This window comes from Pantoea sp. GbtcB22 (genome assembly GCF_019091025.1).
In the GTDB taxonomy this organism is placed as follows: domain Bacteria; phylum Pseudomonadota; class Gammaproteobacteria; order Enterobacterales; family Enterobacteriaceae; genus Pantoea; species Pantoea leporis.
This window is the reverse complement of record NZ_JAGXKB010000006.1, coordinates 124,936-148,191: the sequence shown is the minus strand read 5'-3', so window position 1 is coordinate 148,191 and position 23,256 is coordinate 124,936. Positions and strand designations below refer to the sequence as shown.

At 55.8% G+C, this 23,256-nt stretch carries 21 protein-coding genes, 1 pseudogene and 1 riboswitch; of the genes and pseudogenes, 17 read left to right on the top strand and 5 right to left on the bottom strand.

The features are described from left to right. Positions 1-23 precede the first annotated feature (23 nt). A riboswitch (guanidine-I (ykkC/yxkD leader) is annotated at positions 24-118 on the bottom strand. 407 nt (positions 119-525) lie between these two features. The 12 genes and pseudogenes from KVT28_RS18405 to KVT28_RS18350 all read left to right on the top strand — a co-directional run bounded on the left by KVT28_RS18405 (position 526) and on the right by KVT28_RS18350 (position 13,949). After that, positions 526-1,248 carry a FadR/GntR family transcriptional regulator gene (locus KVT28_RS18405; RefSeq protein ID WP_192236857.1) on the top strand — a complete coding sequence of 241 codons (723 nt, stop codon included), beginning with the start codon at positions 526-528 and terminating at the stop codon, positions 1,246-1,248. Further along, positions 1,245-2,240, top strand: coding sequence for an ABC transporter ATP-binding protein (locus KVT28_RS18400; protein ID WP_217549593.1), 996 nt, complete (start codon positions 1,245-1,247; stop codon positions 2,238-2,240). Before KVT28_RS18405 ends, KVT28_RS18400 begins: the two co-directional genes overlap by 4 nt. Continuing rightward, positions 2,237-3,298 carry an ABC transporter ATP-binding protein gene (locus KVT28_RS18395; RefSeq protein WP_217549591.1) on the top strand — a complete coding sequence of 354 codons (1,062 nt, stop codon included), beginning with the start codon at positions 2,237-2,239 and terminating at the stop codon, positions 3,296-3,298. Before KVT28_RS18400 ends, KVT28_RS18395 begins: the two co-directional genes overlap by 4 nt. Before the next feature lie 16 nt (positions 3,299-3,314). Further along, positions 3,315-4,832: an ABC transporter substrate-binding protein gene (locus tag KVT28_RS18390; RefSeq protein ID WP_192236854.1), complete on the top strand. Its 1,518-nt coding sequence runs from the start codon at positions 3,315-3,317 to the stop codon at positions 4,830-4,832. 17 nt (positions 4,833-4,849) lie between these two features. Next, positions 4,850-5,791 carry an ABC transporter permease gene (locus KVT28_RS18385; RefSeq protein ID WP_137384873.1) on the top strand — a complete coding sequence of 314 codons (942 nt, stop codon included), beginning with the start codon at positions 4,850-4,852 and terminating at the stop codon, positions 5,789-5,791. 2 nt (positions 5,792-5,793) lie between these two features. Beyond that, positions 5,794-6,674, top strand: a pseudogene (locus KVT28_RS18380) (ABC transporter permease). A gap of 9 nt (positions 6,675-6,683) precedes the next feature. After that, positions 6,684-8,282, top strand: a complete 1,599-nt coding sequence (locus KVT28_RS18375; RefSeq protein ID WP_192236853.1) for a gamma-glutamyltransferase family protein — start codon at positions 6,684-6,686, stop codon at positions 8,280-8,282. A 173-nt stretch (positions 8,283-8,455) separates the two neighbouring features. After that, positions 8,456-9,169, top strand: coding sequence for a DUF3053 domain-containing protein (locus KVT28_RS18370; protein WP_101763822.1), 714 nt, complete (start codon positions 8,456-8,458; stop codon positions 9,167-9,169). A gap of 457 nt (positions 9,170-9,626) precedes the next feature. Next, a complete protein-coding gene (locus KVT28_RS18365) occupies positions 9,627-11,561 on the top strand; it encodes a PTS mannitol transporter subunit IICBA (protein WP_217549589.1) in 1,935 nt (644 codons plus the stop codon). A 94-nt stretch (positions 11,562-11,655) separates the two neighbouring features. Then, positions 11,656-12,804, top strand: coding sequence for a mannitol-1-phosphate 5-dehydrogenase (gene mtlD, locus KVT28_RS18360; RefSeq protein ID WP_217549587.1), 1,149 nt, complete (start codon positions 11,656-11,658; stop codon positions 12,802-12,804). A 60-nt stretch (positions 12,805-12,864) separates the two neighbouring features. Continuing rightward, positions 12,865-13,410, top strand: a complete 546-nt coding sequence (gene mtlR, locus KVT28_RS18355; RefSeq protein ID WP_192236852.1) for a mannitol operon repressor MtlR — start codon at positions 12,865-12,867, stop codon at positions 13,408-13,410. Between the two features lie 176 nt (positions 13,411-13,586). Beyond that, on the top strand, positions 13,587-13,949 hold the full coding sequence (locus KVT28_RS18350; RefSeq protein ID WP_007893377.1) for a YibL family ribosome-associated protein: 363 nt from the start codon (positions 13,587-13,589) through the stop codon (positions 13,947-13,949). 7 nt (positions 13,950-13,956) lie between these two features. Here the strand turns inward: KVT28_RS18350 and KVT28_RS18345 are convergent, their stop codons facing one another. The 3 genes from KVT28_RS18345 to KVT28_RS18335 all read right to left on the bottom strand — a co-directional run bounded on the left by KVT28_RS18345 (position 13,957) and on the right by KVT28_RS18335 (position 16,911). Next, a complete protein-coding gene (locus tag KVT28_RS18345; RefSeq protein ID WP_101763825.1) occupies positions 13,957-14,919 on the bottom strand; it encodes a VirK/YbjX family protein in 963 nt (320 codons plus the stop codon). Between the two features lie 188 nt (positions 14,920-15,107). After that, positions 15,108-15,725, bottom strand: coding sequence for a superoxide dismutase [Mn] (gene sodA, locus KVT28_RS18340; RefSeq protein ID WP_217549585.1), 618 nt, complete (start codon positions 15,723-15,725; stop codon positions 15,108-15,110). 160 nt (positions 15,726-15,885) lie between these two features. Continuing rightward, a complete protein-coding gene (locus KVT28_RS18335) occupies positions 15,886-16,911 on the bottom strand; it encodes a LacI family DNA-binding transcriptional regulator (protein WP_217549583.1) in 1,026 nt (341 codons plus the stop codon). A 295-nt stretch (positions 16,912-17,206) separates the two neighbouring features. Between KVT28_RS18335 and KVT28_RS18330 the strand changes: the two genes are divergently transcribed. Genes KVT28_RS18330 through alsE form a run of 4 tightly spaced genes read left to right on the top strand, consistent with a single transcriptional unit; the run spans position 17,207 to position 19,966 of the window. Continuing rightward, positions 17,207-17,650 carry a PTS sugar transporter subunit IIA gene (locus KVT28_RS18330; RefSeq protein WP_137384868.1) on the top strand — a complete coding sequence of 148 codons (444 nt, stop codon included), beginning with the start codon at positions 17,207-17,209 and terminating at the stop codon, positions 17,648-17,650. A gap of 15 nt (positions 17,651-17,665) precedes the next feature. Then, entirely contained in the window at positions 17,666-17,932 is a 267-nt protein-coding gene (locus tag KVT28_RS18325) for a PTS sugar transporter subunit IIB (RefSeq protein ID WP_101763934.1), read from the top strand. Positions 17,933-17,975: 43 nt separating this feature from the next. Continuing rightward, complete coding sequence (locus KVT28_RS18320; RefSeq protein ID WP_110867875.1) at positions 17,976-19,235, top strand: PTS ascorbate transporter subunit IIC; 1,260 nt, start codon at positions 17,976-17,978, stop codon at positions 19,233-19,235. A gap of 50 nt (positions 19,236-19,285) precedes the next feature. Next, a complete protein-coding gene (alsE, locus tag KVT28_RS18315; RefSeq protein WP_192236849.1) occupies positions 19,286-19,966 on the top strand; it encodes a D-allulose 6-phosphate 3-epimerase in 681 nt (226 codons plus the stop codon). Between the two features lie 77 nt (positions 19,967-20,043). Here alsE and KVT28_RS18310 read toward each other — a convergent pair whose 3' ends face one another. Beyond that, positions 20,044-21,384 carry an aspartate aminotransferase family protein gene (locus tag KVT28_RS18310; protein ID WP_110867874.1) on the bottom strand — a complete coding sequence of 447 codons (1,341 nt, stop codon included), beginning with the start codon at positions 21,382-21,384 and terminating at the stop codon, positions 20,044-20,046. Positions 21,385-21,558: 174 nt separating this feature from the next. On the opposite strand from KVT28_RS18310, the gene KVT28_RS18305 reads away from it, so the two are divergent. Beyond that, positions 21,559-22,335 carry a DeoR/GlpR family DNA-binding transcription regulator gene (locus KVT28_RS18305; protein WP_217549581.1) on the top strand — a complete coding sequence of 259 codons (777 nt, stop codon included), beginning with the start codon at positions 21,559-21,561 and terminating at the stop codon, positions 22,333-22,335. Here KVT28_RS18305 and fdhD read toward each other — a convergent pair. Continuing rightward, entirely contained in the window at positions 22,332-23,156 is an 825-nt protein-coding gene (gene fdhD / locus KVT28_RS18300; protein WP_217549579.1) for a formate dehydrogenase accessory sulfurtransferase FdhD, read from the bottom strand. The genes KVT28_RS18305 and fdhD overlap by 4 nt on opposite strands. Positions 23,157-23,256 lie beyond the last annotated feature (100 nt).

Here is a 23,256-nt window from a genome sequence, read left to right as displayed (position 1 = left end):
GGCGGCGAGCAACGTTCTCGCTTTCCTCCCGGGCTTTTTTCCCGCCGTGTAACCGTCAGAGGACGGTCGGTCACTCTCGGACCAGCATCTTTCGACCGGAACCCTAGTGACCCATTGCAAATTGTCTGGCGACCTCGGTTGCCCGCTATCGCTCCTGCATCTGCGTTAACACATACAAAATAGATGCCAAGGTTATATCCCGCTGAAAACCATCGGTTATTAACTCACCGCGCGTCGCCGCACTGCTGGCATTGCACAGATAAGCAGCGCGCGCGCACCACCGTGAAGCAGCATGCCGGTGAGGACGTTGACGCTTATCGCAATTCTCAACCGGCACTGAAAAAACTTTTACTTTGCGATCATGTGGTTATCACACATTGATGACACGCCAATCCGAACCAATTAAATATTGGTTCACTTCTTGCCTACGCTAAGAAAGCTGCCGAATTCGCCTTTCATCAGCAAAAGTGCTGGATACGCGGCGATTACCGATCTTTTTCTGATGCATAAACAGGCGAACCAATCATGAATGACACGCCAGAAACCAGCCGCAACTCCAGCACCGCACTTGAGCAACTGCGCCAGCTGATTCAGCAGCAGGAGCACACGCCCGATCGCGCGCTGCCCACCGAACGTGAGTTAGCCGAGCGGTTTGGCATCGGTCGCCGTGAAATTCGCCGGGCATTAGATGTGCTGGAAGAAGAGGGCCGCATCTGGCGTAAACAGGGCAAAGGCACCTTTGTTGGGCCCTCCGCGCCAGTGCAGCCGCTGGTGCTACAGGATCTGCCGCAGCAATCGAATCTGCTTGAAGTGATGGAAGCGCGTTTGCAGCTGGAGCCGGGGCTGGCACGTCTTGCCGCCCTGCGCGCCACCAAAGAACAAATCGCCTTAATGAAACGCCTGCTGGAGCGCATGCACGCCATCACGCCGCCTGAAGATGGCGATCAGCATGAACTGTGGGACAGCGCCTTCCATCGCGCCATCGCCGAAGCGGCGGGCAATCGCCTGATGCTCGGGCTGTTTGATGCCGTCGATGCGGTACGCCGCGATCCCGGCTGGCAGCATTTGCGGGTGCAGGCACGCACCCCGGCGCGCCTGGATAACTATGACACCCATCATCAGCGGCTGGTGATGCACATCGCCCAGCGCCAGCCCCATGAAGCGGCAGCGGCGATGCGTGAGCATCTGCTTGCGCTGCAACAGGCGCTGATGGAAACGCTCTATTCCCGTCAGGAGGAAGCGCCATGACCGCACATCCCGTTTTATCGCTACGCAATCTGCGCGTGCAGTTTCGTGGTTCGCCGGTCACGGTACTGGATGATATTTCTCTGGAGCTACAGGCGGGAGAAACGCTGGCGCTGGTCGGTGAATCGGGCTGCGGCAAAAGCATCACCTCACTCACGTTAATGGGTTTGCAGCCTGACAGTGCGCAAATCTTGCAGGGCGACATGCTGTTTGATGGCCGCGATCTGCGCCAACTCAGCAGCAGTGAATACGCCAGCCTGCGTGGCAACCAATTGGCGATGATTTTTCAGGAACCGATGACCTCGCTTAATCCAGCCTTCACGCTTGGCGATCAGCTGAGCGAAGCGGTGATGCGCCATCGCAAAGTGAGTAAGCGCCAGGCAATGGACGCGGCGCTGGCGATTCTGCAAAAAGTGCAAATTCCAGCAGCGGAACAGCGGCTGAAAGCCTATCCGCATCAGCTTTCCGGCGGCATGCGCCAGCGCGTGATGATTGCCATGGCGCTGATCAACCAGCCAAAACTGTTGATTGCCGATGAACCCACTACCGCGCTCGATGTCACCATTCAGGCGCAAATTCTGGCGCTGTTAAACACCCTAAAACAGGACACTGGCACCGCAGTATTGATGATCACGCATGACCTCGGCGTGGTAGCCGAAGTGGCGCAGCGCGTGGCGGTGATGTATGCCGGTCAGGTGGTGGAGAGCGGCAGCGTGGAGCGTATTTTCAACGATCCGCAGCATCCGTACACCATTGGCCTGATGGGCTCAATTCCCAGCCTGAGCGCGCGTGAAGGGGCGTTAGCTACCATTCCCGGCCAGGTGCCGTTGCCGGAAAATATGCCGGCTGGCTGCCGCTTTGCCACGCGTTGCCCCTTCGCCGAAATACGCTGCCACCAGCATCGTCCGGCGTTGCGCGCACTGGCGAACGATCATCATGTGGCCTGTTTCCGCGCTCCGTTAGAGCAACACGTCACGCTGGGAGAAAGTGCATGAAGCCGATTTTAGAGTGCCGCGATTTAAGCAAAACCTTCTCCACGGGCAACCGGCTGTTTTCACGCAATCGCGGCGTGACGGCGGTCGATCGCGTTGCGCTAAAGGTGATGCCGGGCGAAACGCTGGCGATTGTCGGCGAATCCGGTTCCGGTAAATCGACGCTGGGACGTTTGCTGCTGCGTTTATTGGCCGCCAGCGCCGGCGACGTGTTCTATCAGGGCGAAAGCATCACCGATGCCAGCGGCGCGCGACTCAATCAGCTGCGTCGCGAATTGCAGATTATCTTTCAGGATCCGTTTGCCTCGCTCAATCCGCGCATGACGGTGCAGCAGATTGTTGGCGAACCTTTGTGGCTGCATGAAAAGATGAGCCGCGATCAGCGCCACGCGCGCGTCGCCGAACTGCTGCGCACCGTTGGCCTGCCTGCGGCCTGGGCCGAACGTTACCCGCACGAGTTTTCAGGCGGTCAGCGCCAGCGCATTGGTATTGCCCGCGCGCTGGCCTCACAGCCGAAATTACTGCTCGGCGATGAGCCGGTTTCAGCGCTGGATGTGTCCGTGCAGGCGCAGGTGGTGAATCTGCTTGAGAGCCTGAAACAGCAGTTTGGCCTGACGATGGTGATCGTGGCGCACGGTTTGGCGGTAATCCGGCATATGAGCGATCGCGTGGCGGTGATGTATCTCGGTCAGATTGTCGAACTGGCCAGCGTCGATGAGATTTTTGATGCGCCGCTCCATCCTTATACGCAAGCGTTGATTGCCTCCGCGCCACAAATGCAGCCGGGCGTCAGTCGCACCATCCCAATGCTGCAGGGTGATTTGCCCAACCCAGCAGATCCACCTAGCGGCTGCCGTTTTCATACCCGTTGTCCCTATGCCACAGCGGAATGTCGCCAGTTTGAACCGATTAATCAGGTGCTGAGCGGCGGCCGTCAAATTGCCTGTCACCGCTGGCAGGAGATTAATCGCGATCGCAGCGTCATCACCCTTGCGCCACCTTCCGCCGCTTTTTTACGTCGCCGCGCCCTGTTTGAGCAGGCGGTGAATCAGCAAGCCTAACCTCTGGAGATACACCGTGAAGCAAGCTCGTCATACGTTATTAACCGCCCTCAGCGGTCTGTTACTGCTCGGGGCTAGCGCCCACAGCCAGGCTGACAGCGTGATTCGCATCGGCCTGGGCGCCGATCCCGACATGCTCGATCCGCATCTGGCGCGCACCTATTACGGCCGTTTTGTGTTTGCGGCCATGTGCGATCGTTTGGTCGATGTTGACCAAAACCTCAAAGTGGTACCGGGTCTCGCGACCGATTGGGCGTGGAGCGAGGACGGCAAAACGCTGACCATGAATCTGCGCAGCGGCGTGACCTTCCACGATGGCGAAAAATTTGATGCGCAAGCGGTGAAATTCAATATCGAACGTGCGCAAACGCTGCCGGGTTCGCTGCGTAAAAGTGAAATCTCCTCGATTGAAAGCGTGGAAGTGAGCGGCCCGATGCAGGTGAAGTTCCACCTGAAAAACCCGGATGCGGCGCTGCTGAGCCAGCTGACCGACCGCGCCGGAGCCATGCTGGCACCGGAAGCGGCGAAAAAGCCCGATTTCGCCGCTCATCCGGTCTGCTCCGGCCCGTATCAGTTCGACAGCCGTGTTCAGCAGGATCGCATCGTGCTGAAGCGCTATGACAATTACTGGAATAAAGGCGCCTATCACTTCGATAAGGTGATTTTCCTGCCGATCCCGGATGCTTCCGTGCGCCTCGCAAACCTGCGTGCCGGCGATTTGGATCTCACCGAAGGCGTGGCCGCCAGCGATGTGAAAACCGTTGAAGCCGATAGCAAACTGGCGCTGGCAAAAGTCACAGGTCTTGGTTATCAGGGCATCACTTTCAATATCAACAACGGCAAAGTCGATGCTAATAGTCCGCTGAAAGATGCGCGGGTGCGTGAAGCGTTCTCACTGGCGATTGACCGTGATGCGCTGAATCAGGTGGCGTTTGAAGGCTTGTATACGCCAGCCAATCAGGCGTTTTCACCGGTCAGCGCGTATCACGTCAAAACACCGATCGCACCGCGCGATGTTGAGAAAGCCAAAGCACTGCTGAAGGCTGCGGGTGTTACCACACCGCTGAATCTGACGCTGCTGGTCAGCAATAACCCGACCGCGCAGCAGGTGGGCCAGGTGATTCAGGCGATGGTCGGTGAAGCCGGTTTCAACCTCAATCTGCAAATGAGTGAGTTCGCCACCCTGTTGGATCGCCAGCAGCGTGGGGATTATCAGCTTAGCCTGTCGGGTTGGTCTGGTCGTCCGGATCCGGACGGCAGCATCTATTCGTTTATTAACAGCAAAGGCACGCTCAATGACGGACGCTACAGCAATGCGCAGGTCGATGAGTGGCTGAATGCCGCGCGTCTCACCAACGACCAGGCACAGCGTCAGGCGCTCTACACCCAGGTGGTGAACCAACTGCAAAGCGATATGCCGATTGCTTACCTCTACTTTGAGCCACGCATTTTTGGCATGTCGAAAAAACTGCAAGGCTTCAAAGCCTGGCCGGACGGATTGGTACGTTTGGCTGGCGTAAGTCTGGCGCAGTAAACCGCTAAGGAGCGAGGATGCTGGAACTGATTGTAAAACGGCTATTGCTGGCCATTCCGACGCTGCTGCTGGTGAGCATTATGGTGTTCGCACTGCAAAAGCTGCTGCCGGGCGATCCGGTGCTGGCGATGGCGGGCGAAGAGCGCGATCCGGCGGTTATCGCCCAGCTGCGGGCAGAATATCATCTGGACGATCCGATTCCCGCGCAATATTTCGCCTGGATGGGTAATGCGCTAACCGGCGATTTGGGCATGTCGCTGCGCACCAAAGAGCCGGTGACGGCGCTGATCGCCAGCAAATTGCCGGTCACGCTGGAATTGTCATTGCTGGCGATGATTATCGCGCTGGTGATTGGCATCAGCATGGGCATCATCGCCGCAGTGCGCAAAGACAGTTGGGTCGATCACACCACCAACTTTGTCGCGCTTTCCGGGATTTCAGTGCCTCACTTCTGGCTCGGTATTCTGCTGATTCTGCTGTTCTCAGTACACCTGCAATGGCTGCCGGCATCGGGTTTTGTGCCGGTTAGCGAAGATGTGGCGCAGAACCTGAAAACGCTGCTGCTGCCGGCGCTGGTGCTTGGCACCGGACTGGCCGCCACGTTAATGCGCCACACTCGCGCTTCAATGATCGCCGTGCTGAAAGCGGATTACATTCGCACCGCACGCGCCAAAGGGCTGCTGGCAAAGAAAGTGGTGCTCAAGCATGCGTTACGTAATGCGCTGATGCCGATAGTTACTCTCACCACGCTGCTGTTTGGCGAGTTGCTGGGTGGCGCGGTGCTGACCGAGCAGGTCTTCACGCTGCCCGGCTTTGGCAAGATGATTGTCGATGCGGTATTCAACCGTGATTACGCCGTGGTGCAAGGCGTGGTGCTGGTAGTGGCGATTGGCTTCTTGCTGCTCAATCTGCTGGCCGATGTGCTCTATATGATCATTAACCCGAAAATGCGAGGCTGACCATGAGCGAGGTATTAACCGCTGGCGCACTGCCTGCAGTGGCAAAGCCGAATCGTCGGGTGCTGAAAAAGTTTCTGCGTAATAAAAGTGCGCTGATTGGTGCGGTGATTGTGCTGCTGTTTGTCGCCGTGGCGCTGCTGGCACCGTGGCTGGCACCGTTTGATCCCATCAAAGCCAATTTCCTTGCGGTGCGTAAAGCACCTACGGTGCTGCACTGGTTTGGCACCGATGAGCTGGGGCGCGATATTTTGTCTCGCCTGGTGTGGGGCGCGCGTACTTCGCTGCTGGCGGGCTGCATTTCGGTGCTGATCGCCATTCTGATTGGTGTGCCGCTTGGGTTGATTGCCGGTTACTGGCAAGGCTGGTGCGACGGCATTATTTCGCGCTTTATCGAAGCGCTGCTGGCATGCCCGTTTCTGATTCTGGCAATCGCGCTGGGAGCGTTTCTCGGCCCGAGCTTATCAAATGCAATGATTGCCATCGGTTTATCTGCGATGCCGATTTTCGCGCGCTTGACGCGCGGCCAGGTGATCGCCATTCGCCACGAAGAGTACATTGACGGCGCGCGAGCGATTGGCCTGCCCGATCGCTGGATCATCCTGCGTTACGTGCTGCCCAATGTGCTGTCGCCAATTCTGGTGCAGGCCACGCTGGCGATTGCTTCGGCGATCATTACCGAAGCCAGCCTCTCATTCCTTGGCCTCGGCCAGCAACCGCCCTCGCCTTCATGGGGTGCGATGCTGAATACCGCCAAAGGCTTTCTCGAACAGGCGCCGTGGATGTCGATTTTCCCGGCCTGGCTATTTTTCTCACTGTGCAGGGCTTCAACCTGCTGGGCGACGGTTTGCGCGACGCGCTCGACCCACGTGATGCCTCACACTAAGGAACGATCATGAGTGAACTGGATTTTAACGTTAGCTATGCCTCACACCGCGTACCGATGATGGGACGCAACGCGGTTGCCACTTCGCAGCCGCTGGCGGCGCAGGCCGGGATACGTATGTTGCAACAGGGCGGCAATGCGGTAGATGCGGCGATTGCCAGTGCAATGGCGTTGACCGTGCTGGAGCCTAGCGGCAACGGACTCGGCAGTGACGCCTTTGCGATTATCTGGGATGGCAAACAGCTGCACGGTTTGAATGCCTCGGGCCGCTCGCCCGCCGCATGGAACCCGGAACGCTTTGCCGGGCGCGATGCCATGCCGGAAATTGGCTGGGAAGCGGTCACCGTGCCGGGCGCGGTTTCGGCGTGGGTGGAGCTGGCCGAACGCTTTGGCACGCTACCACTCACCACGCTAGCGCAACCGGCCATTGAATACGCACGCGATGGTTTCCCGGTTTCACCGCTGATTGGTCATCTATGGCAGCGCGCCTACCACAAGCTGAAAGATCAGCCTGGTTTTGTCGAGTGCTTTGCGCCTGATGGACGACCGCCGCGTGCCGGCGAGCTGTTCCGTAATCCGGCGCAAGCCGAAACGCTGCAAAAAATCGCCGAAACGCGCGGTGAAACCTTCTATCGTGGCGAGCTGGCTGAAAAGATAGTGGCGTTTGCTGAGCAGCATGGTGCGGCGCTGAGCCTTGATGATCTGAAAAATCATCGCGCCGACTGGGTAGAATTGTTATCGCGTCCGTTTGCGGGCGGATCGGTGCAGGAACTGCCGCCGAACGGTCAGGGCATCGCCACCCTGATTGCGCTGGGCATTCTCGAACAGTGGGATATCGGCCGCTATGAACCGGATTCGGTGCCGTGGCTGCATCTGTCGATTGAAGCGATGAAGCTGGCGCTGGCCGATCTGGATCGCTATGTCAGCGATTACGATCACCTCGAGTTCCCGGCAGAATTGCTTCTCAGTGATGAGTATTTAAAACAGCGCGCGCAGTTGATTAATCCCGATCGGGCCGGAGATTTTACCTTTGGCTCCCCGCAGCAGAGCGGCACGGTTTATCTTTCTACCGCTGATGCCAGCGGCATGATGGTTTCCTTTATACAGTCAAACTACATGGGCTTCGGTTCTGGCGTAGTGGTGCCGGGCACCGGCATTAGCCTGCAAAATCGTGGCTGCGGTTTCTCACTCGATCCGCAGCATCCCAATGTGGTCGCCGGCGGCAAACGTCCGTTCCACACCATCATTCCGGCGTTTGCCCTCGACGGTGACGGCCAGCCGCTGATGTCGTTTGGCGTGATGGGCGGCCCGATGCAGGCGCAAGGTCATTTGCAGATGGCGCTGCGCATCATGCAGCATAAGCAAAACCCGCAGGCAGCGATTGATGCACCGCGCTGGCGCGTTGAGCAAGGACGTGCGGTGGTGGTTGAACCCGGCATCGACCGTAACGTGCTGGCGAAGCTGCGCGAGATGGGGCACCAGATCACGCTGGAAGATCCTTTGCTCGGCTATAACTTCGGCGGTGCGCAGGCGATTGTGCGCGATCCGCAAGGCTTCTATATCGCCGCCACTGAAAGCCGTAAGGATGGGCAGGCGCTGGTGTTTTGATTTAACGTGTTAAAACGGTCATCATAATGGGTGACCCTGGAATTTCGCCATTTCCTTACCGGGTGCGCATTTATGCGCACCAGGCAAACGCCGCCCGTTGTACCCGTCAGGCCATTGCACTATCCTTTAGGACCATTCCCATCGAATCGAATTAGCCATAACAGGAGTTCATCATGGCGTCAGGAATTTCTCGCATCTGGATGCGTACCGGCATGCTGATGGTCAGCGCGTTAGTGGTGCTGCAACTCACAGCCTGCGGTGACAAAGAGGGCGATCAGCGTAAAGCGTTCAGTGACTTCCTTCAGAACACGGTGATGCGCAGCGGCGAACATCTGCCAAGCCTGAGTGAAAACCAAAAGCAAACCTTCGGCAACTACGCCAGCGACTACGCCATCCTTTATGGCTTCTCGCAGCAGACCAATCAGGCGATTGAGCAAGGTATGCGCCCGGTGGTTGATGAGTTAGCAGCGATTCGTGTACCGCAGGATTACCTCACGCGTCGCGATAGCCTGCGCCAGGCCAGCGGCAATCTGAGCGTGCTGACCCAGCAGATTCAGAGCGCCAAAATGCAGGCGGACAGCAGCAAAGCCACCCTGAAGCAGCCGGATGATCTGAAGAAAGTGTATGACGCGGCCTACGTCAAAGTCGTGACGCAGCCAGCGAGCACGCTGATTCCGCTGCTGCCACAGCTGCAGGCGCTGAGCCAGGCAGCCGTGCAAACCGGCGACTATCTGCAATCGCAAGGCACGCGCGTAACCTTCAACGATGGCGGCGTACAGTTCCCAACCCAGGATCAGGTAACGCAATACAACACGCTGATGAGCAATCTCTCCAGCAACGCGCAAGCGCTGACGCAAGCGCAAAATGCGGTGCAAGGCGGGTTGTAACAGCCGAACTATTTTAGTGGTCGCCATCAATGGCGACCCTGAAAGTCTGTTATCCCTTTTCAGAATTTCGTCACTTCCTTACAGCTCACTTATCTGCTGCAGCATATTGTGATCTGGCGCATTTTCGACCAAAAATAGTTTGTGACATTGATCACACTTACACAACAAAGCGCCCACTTTAAAAGGTGACTTAAGTCACATTCATCGCCTTGTTTTGCTTAATTTTTCGGCATCGTTGCTTTCTTACAGCGCATTTTTGTGATCGATATCACCTTATTGCCCCCCAATCACCCCAGCTTAGCGTGATCTGCATCACACTTAGGTGCAGCTCTACGCAGCGTAATAAACTAGTGCTAGAGTCCGCGTGCATACAGTAATGCCACGGCCCCCGCCGTAACGTTCAAACAAAAACAAACGCGCTCTCTTATTGCAGCGCGTCTCAATAAGGGGTGGGTTTATGTCCTCATCAGTAAAGGTCAAGGTTCAGAGCTTTGGTCGCTTTCTGAGTAATATGGTGATGCCTAACATCGGTGCGTTTATCGCATGGGGTATCATCACTGCGCTGTTCATCCCAACCGGATGGATTCCAAACGAAACGCTGGCGAAACTCGTCGGCCCAATGATCACCTACCTGCTGCCGCTGCTGATTGGTTTCACCGGTGGACGTCTGGTTGGCGGCGATCGCGGTGGCGTGGTCGGTGCGATCACCACCATGGGCGTGATCGTCGGTGCCGATATGCCGATGTTCCTCGGCTCCATGATTGCCGGTCCGCTGGGCGGCTGGGCGATCAAATCCTTTGACCGCGTTGTTGATGGCAAGATCAAAAGCGGCTTCGAGATGCTGGTTAACAACTTCTCGGCCGGTATCATCGGTATGCTGCTGGCGCTGCTGGCGTTTGTCGCTATCGGTCCACTGGTTGAAGGCCTGTCTCACATTCTCGCCGCGGGCGTGAATCTGATGGTGCAGAACAACCTGCTGCCGCTGACCTCAATCTTTGTTGAACCGGCGAAAATCCTGTTCCTCAATAACGCCATTAACCACGGTATCTTCTCTCCGCTGGGTATCCAGCAGGCGAGCGAGGCGGGCAAATCAATCTTCTTCCTGATTGAAGCCAACCCTGGTCCGGGTATGGGCGTGCTGGTTGCCTACATGGTATTTGGCCGCGGTAGCGCCAAACAATCTGCAGGCGGTGCAGCGATCATCCACTTCCTTGGTGGTATCCACGAAATTTACTTCCCATACGTGCTGATGGCGCCGCGTCTGTTGCTGGCGGTTATTCTCGGCGGTATGACTGGCGTATTCACCCTGACACTGCTGAACGGCGGCCTGGTCTCTCCGGCTTCTCCAGGTTCTATCCTGGCGGTGCTGGCGATGACGCCAAAAGGCGCTTACTTCGCGAATATCGCTGCCATTATCGCTGCGTTTGCCGTCTCCTTTGTGGTCTCAGCTATCCTGCTGAAAACCAGCAAAGTGAAAGAAGATGAAGATATCGAAGCGGCGACACAGCGCATGCAGGATATGAAAGCGCAGTCAAAAGGTCAGGCTGTTGCCGGTTCGCCAGTCGCTGGCGATGCGATGAGCGTTGACCTGAACCACGTGCGTAAAATCATCGTAGCCTGTGACGCCGGTATGGGTTCAAGTGCGATGGGTGCAGGCGTGCTGCGTAAGAAAGTGCAGGACGCAGGTCTGAGCAATATCTCTGTCACCAACACGGCGATTAACTCGCTGCCGGGCGACGTTGATCTGGTGATTACCCACCGCGATCTGACCGAACGTGCAATGCGTCAGGCGCCGCAGGCGCAGCACATTTCGCTGAACAACTTCCTCGATAGCGCGCTGTACAGCAACCTGACCGAACGTCTGGTGGCCGCTAACCGCAGCGAAGCGCGTCGTGAAACCGTGCAGACCACGCTGGCTGACAGCTACGACGAAGGCAATGCGCACCTATTCAAACTGGGTGCAGACAACGTGTTCCTTGGTCTGAGTGCCACCCATAAAGAGCAGGCGATTCGCTTTGCGGGTGAGCAGCTGGTGAAAGGCGGCTACGTGCAGCCGGAATATGTTGAAGCGATGCTGGAACGCGAAAAGCTGACGCCAACTTACCTCGGTGAATCCATTGCTGTGCCACACGGTACTGTAGAAGCGAAAGACCGCGTGCTGAAAACCGGCGTGGTGTTCTGTCAGTATCCGGCGGGCGTACAGTTTGGTGATGAGCCAGAAGACGTGGCGCGTTTGGTGATTGGTATCGCCGCTCGCAATAACGAGCACATTCAGGTGATTACCAGCCTGACCAACGCGCTGGATGATGACAGCGTGATTGAGAAGCTGGCCAATACCACCAGCGTGCAGGACGTGTTGGATCTGCTCTCGGGCAGCACCGTCAAAGCGTAATACCCCGTTTTACCTTCCCTGGGGCGGGTAAGCCCGTCCCACATTTCCGGGGCGGACTTGCCCGCCCTTTCGTCATTTGATATGGGTCAAATTTATGAAAGCGTTACATTTTGGAGCAGGTAACATCGGTCGCGGTTTTATCGGTAAGTTACTGGCAGATGCCGTCATCGAGCTGGTGTTTGCTGACGTCAATCAGGTGGTACTTGATGCCCTTAACGCCCGTCATGAGTATCCGGTTCATGTGGTTGGCGAACAGGCAAAAGTCGAAATCGTAACAGGCGTGAGCGCCGTTAACAGCACCAGCGATGACATCGTTACGCTGATTGCTGAGGTTGATATCGTGACCACGGCGGTTGGTCCGCAGATTCTGGAGCGCATCGCCGGTGGCGTCGCGAAAGGTCTGGCCAAACGCAGCGACAGCGGTAATGTGCGTCCACTCAACATCATCGCCTGTGAAAACATGGTGCGCGGTACCAGCCAGCTGAAACAGCACGTGCTAAAAGCGCTGCCAGAGCAGTATCACGCATGGGTTGAAACGCATGTTGGCTTCGTGGATTCCGCGGTAGACCGCATCGTGCCGCCGTCCGAAGCGGGCACCACCGATCCGCTGGAAGTGACAGTTGAAACCTTCAGCGAGTGGATTGTTGATAAAACCCAGTTCAAAGGGGAATTGCCGAACATTCCTGGCATGGAATTGACCGACAACCTGATGGCATTCGTTGAGCGCAAGCTGTTCACCCTTAACACCGGTCACGCCATCACCGCGTATCTCGGCCAGCTGGCTGGTCACGCTACCATTCGTGACGCGATTCTCGATGAGAACGTGCGTGCGGTAGTGCAAGGCGCGATGCAGGAGAGCGGCGCCGTGCTGATCAAGCGTTATGGTTTTGAAGCCGATAAACATGCTGCCTATATCCAGAAAATCCTCACCCGCTTCGAAAATCCGTACCTGAAAGATGACGTTGAGCGCGTCGGTCGTCAGCCACTGCGTAAACTCAGCGCGGGCGATCGCCTGATCAAGCCAACGCTGGGCACGCTGGAGTATCAGCTGCCGCACGATAATCTGGTTCAGGGCATTGCCGCCGCGATGCACTATCGCAGCGAAGCCGATCCGCAGGCACAGGAACTGGTCGCGCTGCTGGCAGAAAAAGGCCCGCAAGCCACGCTGGCGGAAATTTCTGGCCTGGATGCCAACAGCGAAGTGGTCACCTCAGTGGTGAGCGCTTACAACGCTATGGCATAATGCGCGCCCTTAAGTGGTTAACTCGGGCGCGCTTGCGTGCCCGCTGGCGGTAGCTGAACGATGCAGGCAATGATGGAAGAGAAGCAGGCTTTTGAAAACCGGGTGCTTGAGCGCCTGAACGCCGGTCGTTCGGTGAGAAGCTTCCTGATCGCCGCCGTTGAGCTGCTGACCGAAGCGGTTAACCTGCTGGTGCTGCAAGTGTTTCGCAAGGACGATTACGCGGTTAAATACGCGGTAGAACCGCTGCTGCTGGGTGATGGTCCGCTGGGCGAACTCTCGGTTCGCCTCAAGCTGATTTACGGCCTGGGCGTGATCAACCGGCATGAGTACGAAGATTGTGAACTGCTGCTGGCGCTGCGTGAGGAGCTGAATCACGACATCAGCGATTATCGTTTTACCGATGATGAGATCCTCGGCCCGTTTGGCGAACTGCACTGCGTGGCCGCCTGGCCACCGCAGCCAGACTTCAACCGCGACGACGACCAACTGCGCTCCATGCAGCAACAGCGCTATCTGCAGATGGTGCGTTCAACCATGGTGCTGTCGCTCACCGAGCTGATTTCACGGATTTCGCATAAGCAGGTGTTTAAAAAGCCGGCGCTGTAGTTTTTGTATGAACAAGCACGATGAAGCGTGCCGCTGCGGATAAGTGCGCGTGAGGCATCTACGTCTTAAATCAGCACGCATTGTCGCGGCGCGATTTATCGCGCGAAGTCATGCGCTGCAAAGTTGCCTGAATTTGATGTATCCTTTGCCTGTTTTCCTTAACGAGTTTTCCCCCAATGAAAGAACAAGAAAAAGCCGAGATCAAACTTCTGAGCGATCAGCTCGATGCGCTCAACCGCAAAGAAGCCCCGCTGTTAGCCTCTGGCGATGCCGAAAAGCTCGGTGAACTGCTGCGTGAAAAAGAGAAGCTGGAGCTGGAAATTGAGCGCCTGCGCGGTGTGCGCACCGAGAAGCTGAGCAAAGAAGCGCAACAGCTGCAGAAGCTGGGCTTTAGCCGCGAAATCACCAAAAAAGAACAAGCCAACATGGGCGCATTCAAGAAAAGCGTGCGCGGCCTGGTGGTGGTACACCCAATGACCGCGCTCGGACGTGAGATGGGACTGAAAGTGATGACCGGCTACGCGAAGCAGCCGTTCTAATCTTGACTTACGCGGCGTGTGAAACGTCGCGTAGGATGCCCGCCGCCTGATGAACTTGTTCATTCAGACTGTCCAGCAAGGCATAACGACGGCGATACTCGGCGCGCTTCTTGCTGGCAATCTCTTCCAAATCTTTACGCTCCGCGCGTAACGGCAACGTAAATAGCTCATCGCCACGCGCCACGCCACCCAACGACAACCAAAACTCGCTGTAGCTGGCAAAGAACTTATCACCTTTACTGTGACGGTAGCGCAGGCTGCGAAACACGTGCGTGGTATCGCCAACGGCGGTGATCGCCTCAACGCCACACTGTTCCGCCAGATTAAATACTACTTCCATCAGCAGGCGTTTTGGGAATACGCCGTGCGCCGCTTTGGTGGCATCGCGAATCACATCGTTGGAAATATGCTTACGCGGCCCCTGCAATCCACCAATTAATAACGTGCGCTTCTGCTGTTCGCGAATAATTGAGAAAGAGAGCGACGCAATTAACTGCGTTTCATAGCGCAATTCCAAAGTAATTTCACCTTCACGGTCAAAGCGGCCCGGACAGCAGTGAATCACATACGTCTCATCATTTTTGCCGCTCAGGCTGGCCAGTAAATTATCACCCGGACTCTGCAACAGCTGACGCAGCGCCGCATTATCTAACTGATCCATCAACGTATAGTGATCGATGATCGCCTGTGCGCGCTGCGCCACGCTGAATCCCGCACGCAGATAAGGACGATGTGGCTTCGCCGGCAGCAAACCCTGCATGGTCAACAGCTGTGGTAACGCAGATAATTGCGCCAACTGGTGCAGGTAATTAAAGGTAGTTACAGGAAACACCAGCGATCTTAAGGCAAATTTCGCGCGAAATCTTCCGCTATTCCATAATTTATTTGGCCTGAACTTTCCGCTTATTAACGGCAAAAATAGCGGTGCTGACGAATCATTATTCGTCACAGAAGTTGTGATAGTAGACATGATTATTTAGGCTTGGCGAGACAAATTATCGCCACTATATGCCCCAAATTATCAACGGCAGGTTAATAGCTTTCGCAGCGGAATAGTCGTGTGCGGGAATATTCAGGTCGTTTAGCAAGGGTTTATAAAGGCGAAAAAAAACCGGTGAAGAGATCACCGGTTTAGTGCGTTGCGGCTATCGCCTGAACTTACTTCGCAGCAGCGAAACGCGCTGCAGCTTCGTCCCAGTTCACTACGTTCCAGAATGCTTTGATGTAATCAGGACGTTTGTTCTGATACTTCAGGTAGTAAGCGTGTTCCCACACGTCCAGACCGATGATCGGCGTGCCTGAAACGCCAGCAACGGCTTCACCCATCAGCGGGCTATCCTGGTTTGCGGTTGAAACCACAGCCAGTTTGTCGCCTTTTTTCACCAGCCACGCCCAGCCTGAACCGAAGCGAGTAGTCGCGGCTTTCTCAAACTCAGCCTGGAAAGCTTCAACGCTAACGAAATCTTTTTCGATGGCGGCTTTCAGGTCGCCCTGCAGCGAGGTGCCCAGCTTCAGACCTTTCCAGAAGAAGCTGTGGTTAGCGTGGCCGCCTGCGTTGTTACGCAGTGGACCTTTTTTGTCTGCTGGCAGCTGATCCAGTTTGGTGATCAGCTCTTCTACCGGCAGGTCAGCGAATTCGGTACCTTCCAGCGCAGCGTTAGCGTTGTTAACGTAGGTCTGGTGGTGTTTAGTGTGATGGATTTCCATCGTCTGCTTGTCGAAGTGCGGTTCCAGTGCGTCGTACGCATACGGCAGGGATGGCAGTGAATAACTCATGTTCTTCCTCTCCATTTTAGTGTTTTGCAGCACCACCTCACTGGGCGTGCCGCGTAAGCAGTCGGATCATTATAGTTAAAAACATGATCCGTAAAAGGGTTATCAATGCCTTAGAATTGATAAGGATTTGATGAATCTGGGAAAAGGTGCGCACGCACGGCTACACCTTGTGGCTGCTGGCGCGCAGTTTTAGCTGCACCGGCAGTTCATTGATGGCTGGCGGCTCATCACCTTTGAGCGCCGCCAGCAGACGTTTACCCGCCATGCGCCCCATCTCTTCATACGGCAGCACAATGCTGGTGAGCGGCGGCGAACATACGGCCGCTAGCGGACCGCCGCCGATGCTGGCAATCGCCAACTGGCTAGGAATCGCAATCCCCGCCGCATGGCACGCCATAATAGCGCCGCAGGCCACTTCGTCGCTGGTGCAAATCAGCACATCCAGCTCCGGCCAGGTCAGGCGAATTTCCGCCAGCAAGCTGTGCCCGGCGGCAAAGGTCGGCATTTTCGGCGAGGTCACCACGCGATGCGGCGCCTGATTCATCGCCAGCATGCCGCTGTGCCAGCCATTCAGCAGCTGGCGGAAGATGGTGTTATTACTCTGCGTGCACAGCAAACCGAGATTGCGATAGCCGCGCTCGACCAGACTTTGCACCAGTTTGCGAATCGCTTTGGCGTAATCGACACCAATGCTGATCCCCGCCGAATCCTGATGCACGCCGCCAATATCCATGACCGGCAGCCCGGAATTGCTCAGCAGACGATGCGCTTCGGCGGCGTTATCGAAATTGAAATGCACCATCGCCGCCGGATTATAGGAGAGCAACATTTCGATCAGCTCGCTCTCTTCTGCCGCCGAATGGTTGGCTTCCGCCAGCATCATGTTGTAGCCCTGCGGCCGCAGCACTTCCTGTAGCGCTTCGGACACAATCGCACTGCCCGGCGTGGCAAACGATGGCACCACCATGGTAATCAGGCGTGATGTGGCCGATGCCAGATTGCTCGCCTGCACATTCGGCACATAGGAGAGCTCAATCACTGCCGCATCGATTTTGGCGCGAATTTCAGGCGACACTTTCTCCGGCATGCGTAGCGCGCGCGACGCTGTCATGGTGCTTACGCCCACCAAACGGGCAACATCGGCTAAAGTGCTTTTACCGGTACCGCGCCGTTTTTTTTCTGTCATGCGATCTCCTGCATTACTCGCTACTTTTTTGCCAGGACGCAGCTTAAAACCAAATCTGTTAACGCGCCATGTGAAAAACCACAGTTTCGGGCATGCCTCACCCCGCGATCTTTTCAGAATGATTGAGCATGTCAGGTGCTTGCAACCAAGACAAACGCACAGCAAGGAAATGTTAGCGATAACACGTTTTTTAACAATAACGGTGTTAGCGCTAACTTTTGCGACAATCATCACAGAAAACCGCTGAGAAAATAACCTACATTGCACTCCATCGACGAATAAACAGGAATGACTGATGCTCACTCAATGGCTAACGCCGCAACATATTCGGGTAGTCGAGCAGGTTAGCGACTGGCAGGAAGCAGTGCGATTATCTGCCGAACCGCTGCTGGCCGCTGGGGCGATCAGCCCGGCTTATCTCGATGCCATCTTCACTTCGCATGCCGAACTCGGTCCTTACTACGTGCTGGCGCCGGGCCTGGCGATGCCGCACGCCCGCCCGGAACAAGGCGCGCGCAAAAACGGCCTGTCGTTGCTGCATGTGAAAAATGGCGTGAATTTTCAGGCCGATGAAAACGATCCGGTTTATGTGGTCATCATGCTGTGCGCGGTATCTGGTGACGATCACATTCAGATGATCACCGCCTTAGCGGACGTGTTCAGCGACGAATCCCGCCTGCAGCAGTTGCTGTCGGCTTCTACCCTGTCAGCGATTGAAGCTGTCATTGAAAATAAATAACCAGAGAACCCTATGATGAAAAAAGTCCTGATTGTGTGTGGAAATGGTTTAGGTAGCAGCTTTATTGTTGAAATGAACGTGAAGAAGATTGTGGCGGAATTAGGCAAAGAGGCGGAAGTGGGCCACACCGATTTAACCTCTGCGAAATCTGAACAGGCTGATTTAATCATTGCCGCAAAAGATATTGCCGACCAATTAGCCGGGCACAGCGCGAAAGTCGTTGGTCTGACAAACCTGCTGGATAATGCAAAGATTAAAGAAATTCTGGCTGAAAATATCTAATAACAGTTTATCCCGAAAAACTTTACTCACTATGGAGTAAGTTATGCTGCAGTTTATAATTAAGGATGTTCTTGGAACACCCGCTATACTTGTCGGCCTTTTTTCCCTGTTTGGTTTATTACTGCAAAAGAAACCGGTTTCTGATGTTATTTCCGGTACGCTTAAAACCATCATGGGTTTTGTTATTCTCATCGCCGGGGCCAATTTAATTGCGGCCACATTGACCATCTTCAGCCAGCTGTTTGAGCACTCTTTTAATATTCAGGGCGTAGTGCCAAATACGGATGCAATGGCCGCGCTGGCGCAGAAAAGTTACGGCACCGAAACCGCCATGATCATGGTGTTTGGTATGCTGGTGAACATTTTGCTGGCGCGCATTACCCCGTTGAAATACATCTTCCTGACCGGTCACCACACGCTGTATATGTCGGCGATGCTGGCGGTAATTCTGTCGGTAGGCGGCATTCACGGCTTCTGGCTGGTGCTGATTGGTTCGTTGATTCTCGGCACCATGATGGTGGTTTGCCCGGCGATTCTGCAGCCGTTCACCCGCAAAATCACCAACTCGGACGATCTGGCGCTCGGCCACTTTGGCTCAACCGGCTATCTGCTCTCCGCGTTAGTCGGCAAAATGGTCGGTAAAGGCAGCCCGTCGATTGAAGAGCTGAAGGTGCCGAAAACCCTCAACTTCCTGCGCGACTCATCGGTAGCGATTTCGCTGACCATGATGATTCTGTTTATCGCGCTGGTTCTGGTTGCCGGTAAAGAATTCACCGAAAGCATCAGTGGCGGCCAAAACTACATTGTGTTCGCCATCATTCAGTCGATCACCTTTGCTGCGGGCGTCTATATCATCCTCGCCGGTGTGCGCATGGTGATTGCCGAAATCGTGCCGGCCTTTAAAGGTATCGCCGATAAGCTGGTACCCAACGCCAAACCGGCGCTGGATTGCCCAACCGTGTTCCCGTTCGCGCCGAACGCGGTAATCATCGGCTTCCTGTCGAGCTTCTCCGCCGGCTTGATCAGCATGTTCCTGTGTCCGCTGTTTGGTCTAAGCGTTATTGTTCCGGGTCTGGTACCGCATTTCTTCTGCGGTGCGACCGCCGGCGTCTACGGCAATATCACTGGCGGACGTCGCGGCGCAGTGATCGGCGCCTTTGTGCAAGGCTTGCTGATCTCCTTCCTGCCAGCGATTCTGCTGCCGCTGATGGGCGACCTCGGCTTCGCTTCCACCACCTTCGGTGATGCCGACTTCGGCATTGTTGGTATTGTGCTCGGCCACATTATTTCGTTCTTCCATTGATGTCATCAACAGCGCCTGCGGGCGCTGTTGTTGTAATGAGGAAATAAGTTATGCAAGCCAAATTCTCCCCCTCCTTAATGTGCATGGATCTCACGCGTTTTCGCGAGCAGGTTGAAGCGATGAATAGCACCGCTGCCTTTTATCATGTCGATATTATGGATGGCAGCTATGTGAAGAATATTACGCTGTCGCCGTTCTTTATTGAGAACCTGCGTAAAATTACTGATGTACCAATTGATGTGCATTTAATGGTAAATCATCCGGAAGATATTATCCCAATGTGCATTGAGGCCGGCGCAGATATTATTAGCTTCCACCCGGAAACCGCTAATAACAAAATTTTCCGCCTGCTGACGCAAATTAAAGACGCAGGCCGTCGCTGCGGCGTGGTGTTAAATCCGGCCACACCGGCAGAAACTATTCGTGAATATGCGCACCTGCTGGATAAAGTCACGGTGATGTCAGTGGATCCGGGTTTCGCCGGGCAGACATTTATCCCGCAAACGCTGAATAAGATTCGCCAGTTAATCGCCATGCGCGAAGAGCACGGTTATCACTATCTGACCGAAATTGATGGTTCATGCAATGCGCGCACTTTTAAACAAATCGCCGCTTCCGGCGTGGATGTGTTTATTGTGGGCACGTCAGGTTTGTTTAATCTGGATGACGATGTCGCGCAGGCGTGGCAGAAGATGGAGAGCATTTTCGCCGAGGAAACCGCAGCTGCGTAAACCTGCACATATCGTAGCGGCGCAATTTATTGCGCGATAAATCGCGCCGCGACAAAATGTGCACAATCAATGATCTGTTAACGCCCCAGCTCACTCAGCGATTTATCCAGCGCGCCCACCAGCCAATCGATATCCGCTTCCTGGAACGCCAACGGCGGACGCAACTTCAGCACGTTGCCGTAAGGTCCCGCCACTGACGTCAACACGCGGTGTTCGCGCAGTTTCTCGATCAAATCCAGCGCCAGCGCTTTATCCGGCGTTTTACTGGCGCGATCCTGCACCAGTTCGAAACCAATAAACAGGCCCGCACCGCGCACGTCGCCGATCGACTCGTGGCGATCCATCAGTTTCTGCAGTTCACTCAACAGCCTGGCGCCCACCACGCGGCTGTGCTCCTGCAAGCCCTCTTCTTTAATTACCGTCAGCACCGCTTGCGCGGCGGCCATCGCCACCGGATTACCGCCAAAGGTGTTGAAGTAAGGAATCTCGTCACTGAATGCCGCTAGCACATCGCTTTTCGCCAGCAAACCTGAAACCGGAATGCCGTTGCCCATTGGCTTGCCGGTGGTGATCACATCAGGCACCACGCCGTGACGCGCAAAGCCCCAGAACGCATCGCCGGTACGACCAAAGCCCGGCTGCACTTCATCGGCAATGAAAATCCCGCCGTTGGCATGCACCACATCGACCGCTTTTTGCAGGAAACCGCGCGGGTTCGGCAATACGCCATCGGATGAGAAGATCGAGTCAGCGAGGAAGCCGGCAAACTTAATGCCGTGCGCTTTCATATCGTCAATCTGCTGCTGGATTTCATTGGCAAACCACTCGCCGAGATCGGGCGCATTCACGCGATAGGCATCCGGCGGTGAAACCAGACGCGTGGTTGCCGCCAACGGCTGTCCGCTGCCGAGGGCGGGCGACACACCTGACGTGAGATCGCTGGTGCCGTGATACGCCTCCTGCGACACGATAATGCCGGTGCCGCCGCTGAAAGCCCGCGCCACGCGGATCGCCAAATCGTTGGCTTCCGAACCGGTACACATGTACATGGCGCGATCGATGGCATCTGGCGTGGTCGCCAGCAGCTCTTCGGTGTAATCGAGAATGCGTTCGTGCAGATAGCGCGTGTGAGTGTTCAGCATCTTCATCTGCTGATTCACCGCCTCAATCACCGCCGGATGGCAGTGACCAATGCTCGCCACGTTGTTGTACACATCAAGATATTTATCACCGGCGGCATCCCACACATACTGCCCTTCGCCGCGCACTAAGTGCACCGGCTTGCGGTAAAACAGGCGATACGACTCGCCCAACACTTTGCTGCGCTTGTCGGTTAGCTTGCGGGTTGCCGCATCCAGTCCGTCGGCGTGCTCAGCACGAAAACTGTTGGTATCCATGATGGTAGAACGTGTAGCCATGGTAACTCCCGTTGCGAAGGTGAAAGGGGTGCATGCGAAATCGCCGTTTGCCAATATCATGCCTGCTTTGGCGACAAATGCAACCAAATACACAAATACAACCAAATACACATGACGGCGCAATGACACTCAGGTAAGCTTAGGCCCAGGTTGAACACGCCACAGGGAAAAGTCATGCTGCAGGAAACCCGCTTACACCGCATTCGCGCGCTGCTGACCACGCAACATCAGCTCAGCACCGAACGCATCATCAATGAGCTTGGCATCTCGCGCGAAACCGCGCGGCGCGACATTATTGAGCTGGAAGCGCAGGGATTGGCGCGGCGGGTGCATGGCGGTTTGGTCGCCGTCGATAGTCAGCCAGAGCCGCCGCTGCAGGTGCGCCGTAACGCGCAGGCGAAAGAGAAACGCGCAATTGCGGTTGCTGCCGCGCAACATCTCCAGTCTGGCCAAACGCTGTTCCTTGATGCCGGCACCACCACCACCATGCTGGCCGAACAACTGCGCACCATGTCGGGTTTAACCATCATCACTAACAGCCTGCAGGCCGCGCTGGCGCTGAGCGCAGCGGAAGAGCATGAGACGCTGAATAATCAGGTGATTTTAATTGGCGGCATGATGATGGCGGGCGCGCAGCAAACGCGCGGGGAGATGACGATTGGGGAAATTTATCGTTATCGCGCCGATGTCGCGTTGCTTTCGCCGGTCGGCATCGATGCGAAAAACGGTGCCAGCAGTTTTCATCCCCACGAAGCGGCGATTGCCCGCGCCATGGTACAGCAGGCAAACCGAACCATTTTACTGGCGGATCACAGCAAACTCGGCGTGATGAGCCGCACCGTTTATGCAGCGATTGCGGAAATCGACCTGCTGATTTGCGACAGCGGCGCGGTAAAACCCGGCGCGCTGACGGCGCTGCAACAGGCGCTGCCGCAGGTGCAGGTGGTTTAACGCAGCCGCTGCGGATGGCTGTAAACCGTGGCGCGGCCCGGTTTACTAAAGCCGACTAGCGTGAGATTGCAGCGTTCGGCCACCTCAACGGCGAGCTGTGTCGCAGCCGACACCGCGAACAGAATCTCCACGCCGCACATGGCGGATTTCTGCACCATCTCATAGCTGGCGCGACTGGAAACCAGCACCGCGCCCTGCTGCCACGGCTGCTGGCTGCGATTCCCCAGCAGTTTATCCAGCGCCACATGGCGACCGACATCTTCATACCCGCCCTGCAATTCGCCTTGCGGTGACATCCACGCCGCCGCGTGCGTGCAGCCGGTGAGATTGCCGATCGGCTGATAATCGCGCAGCTGCGCCAGGCCTTTATCCAGATTGGCTAAATCAAAGGTTTGGCTGAACGGCAGCGGCTGTAATGGCTTACCGATTTGATCGAGTTGCTCCACGCCACACACGCCGCAGCCGGTGCGGCCAGCCATGGCGCGGCGCTGCTCTTTCAGCGCCATAAAGCGGCGGCTGGAGAGTTCAATCTGTACTTCAATGCCGTTACAGCCCGGCACCACATCGATGCCGAAGATTTCATCCGGGCGCGCAATAATGCCTTCCGAGAGCGAGAAACCTATCGCAAAAGCTTCCAAATCATTGGGTGTCGCCATCATCACAACGTGCGAAATGCCGTTATAGACCAGCGCCACCGGTACTTCCTGCGCCAGCCAGTCTGTTTCCGCAAGGCTGATATCACGCCGCTGATGCACCTGCGCCTGCACCGCACCTGAGATCTTATTCACATTAATGTGACTTTCCTGCTCATTCTCTGTCACTTTTTTCGCCTCACATAACAACCTTACTAAAGTAGTGGTAATATTAGGTCGCTATTGCCGCAATATTCGTCGGGTTATTGTGACGCCCGATTCACTGCTC

What these genes read in the sequence shown, in the direction of transcription:
- KVT28_RS18405 (WP_192236857.1), top strand. Translation starts at nt 526, where the DNA reads ATGAATGACACGCCAGAAACCAGCCGCAACTCCAGCACCGCACTTGAG.
- KVT28_RS18400 (WP_217549593.1), top strand. Translation starts at nt 1,245, where the DNA reads ATGACCGCACATCCCGTTTTATCGCTACGCAATCTGCGCGTGCAGTTT.
- KVT28_RS18395 (WP_217549591.1), top strand. Translation starts at nt 2,237, where the DNA reads ATGAAGCCGATTTTAGAGTGCCGCGATTTAAGCAAAACCTTCTCCACG.
- KVT28_RS18385 (WP_137384873.1), top strand. Translation starts at nt 4,850, where the DNA reads ATGCTGGAACTGATTGTAAAACGGCTATTGCTGGCCATTCCGACGCTG.
- KVT28_RS18375 (WP_192236853.1), top strand. Translation starts at nt 6,684, where the DNA reads ATGAGTGAACTGGATTTTAACGTTAGCTATGCCTCACACCGCGTACCG.
- KVT28_RS18370 (WP_101763822.1), top strand. Translation starts at nt 8,456, where the DNA reads ATGGCGTCAGGAATTTCTCGCATCTGGATGCGTACCGGCATGCTGATG.
- KVT28_RS18365 (WP_217549589.1), top strand. Translation starts at nt 9,627, where the DNA reads ATGTCCTCATCAGTAAAGGTCAAGGTTCAGAGCTTTGGTCGCTTTCTG.
- mtlD (WP_217549587.1), top strand. Translation starts at nt 11,656, where the DNA reads ATGAAAGCGTTACATTTTGGAGCAGGTAACATCGGTCGCGGTTTTATC.
- mtlR (WP_192236852.1), top strand. Translation starts at nt 12,865, where the DNA reads ATGCAGGCAATGATGGAAGAGAAGCAGGCTTTTGAAAACCGGGTGCTT.
- KVT28_RS18350 (WP_007893377.1), top strand. Translation starts at nt 13,587, where the DNA reads ATGAAAGAACAAGAAAAAGCCGAGATCAAACTTCTGAGCGATCAGCTC.
- KVT28_RS18345 (WP_101763825.1), bottom strand. Translation starts at nt 14,919, where the DNA reads ATGTCTACTATCACAACTTCTGTGACGAATAATGATTCGTCAGCACCG.
- sodA (WP_217549585.1), bottom strand. Translation starts at nt 15,725, where the DNA reads ATGAGTTATTCACTGCCATCCCTGCCGTATGCGTACGACGCACTGGAA.
- KVT28_RS18335 (WP_217549583.1), bottom strand. Translation starts at nt 16,911, where the DNA reads ATGACAGAAAAAAAACGGCGCGGTACCGGTAAAAGCACTTTAGCCGAT.
- KVT28_RS18330 (WP_137384868.1), top strand. Translation starts at nt 17,207, where the DNA reads ATGCTCACTCAATGGCTAACGCCGCAACATATTCGGGTAGTCGAGCAG.
- KVT28_RS18325 (WP_101763934.1), top strand. Translation starts at nt 17,666, where the DNA reads ATGAAAAAAGTCCTGATTGTGTGTGGAAATGGTTTAGGTAGCAGCTTT.
- KVT28_RS18320 (WP_110867875.1), top strand. Translation starts at nt 17,976, where the DNA reads ATGCTGCAGTTTATAATTAAGGATGTTCTTGGAACACCCGCTATACTT.
- alsE (WP_192236849.1), top strand. Translation starts at nt 19,286, where the DNA reads ATGCAAGCCAAATTCTCCCCCTCCTTAATGTGCATGGATCTCACGCGT.
- KVT28_RS18310 (WP_110867874.1), bottom strand. Translation starts at nt 21,384, where the DNA reads ATGGCTACACGTTCTACCATCATGGATACCAACAGTTTTCGTGCTGAG.
- KVT28_RS18305 (WP_217549581.1), top strand. Translation starts at nt 21,559, where the DNA reads ATGCTGCAGGAAACCCGCTTACACCGCATTCGCGCGCTGCTGACCACG.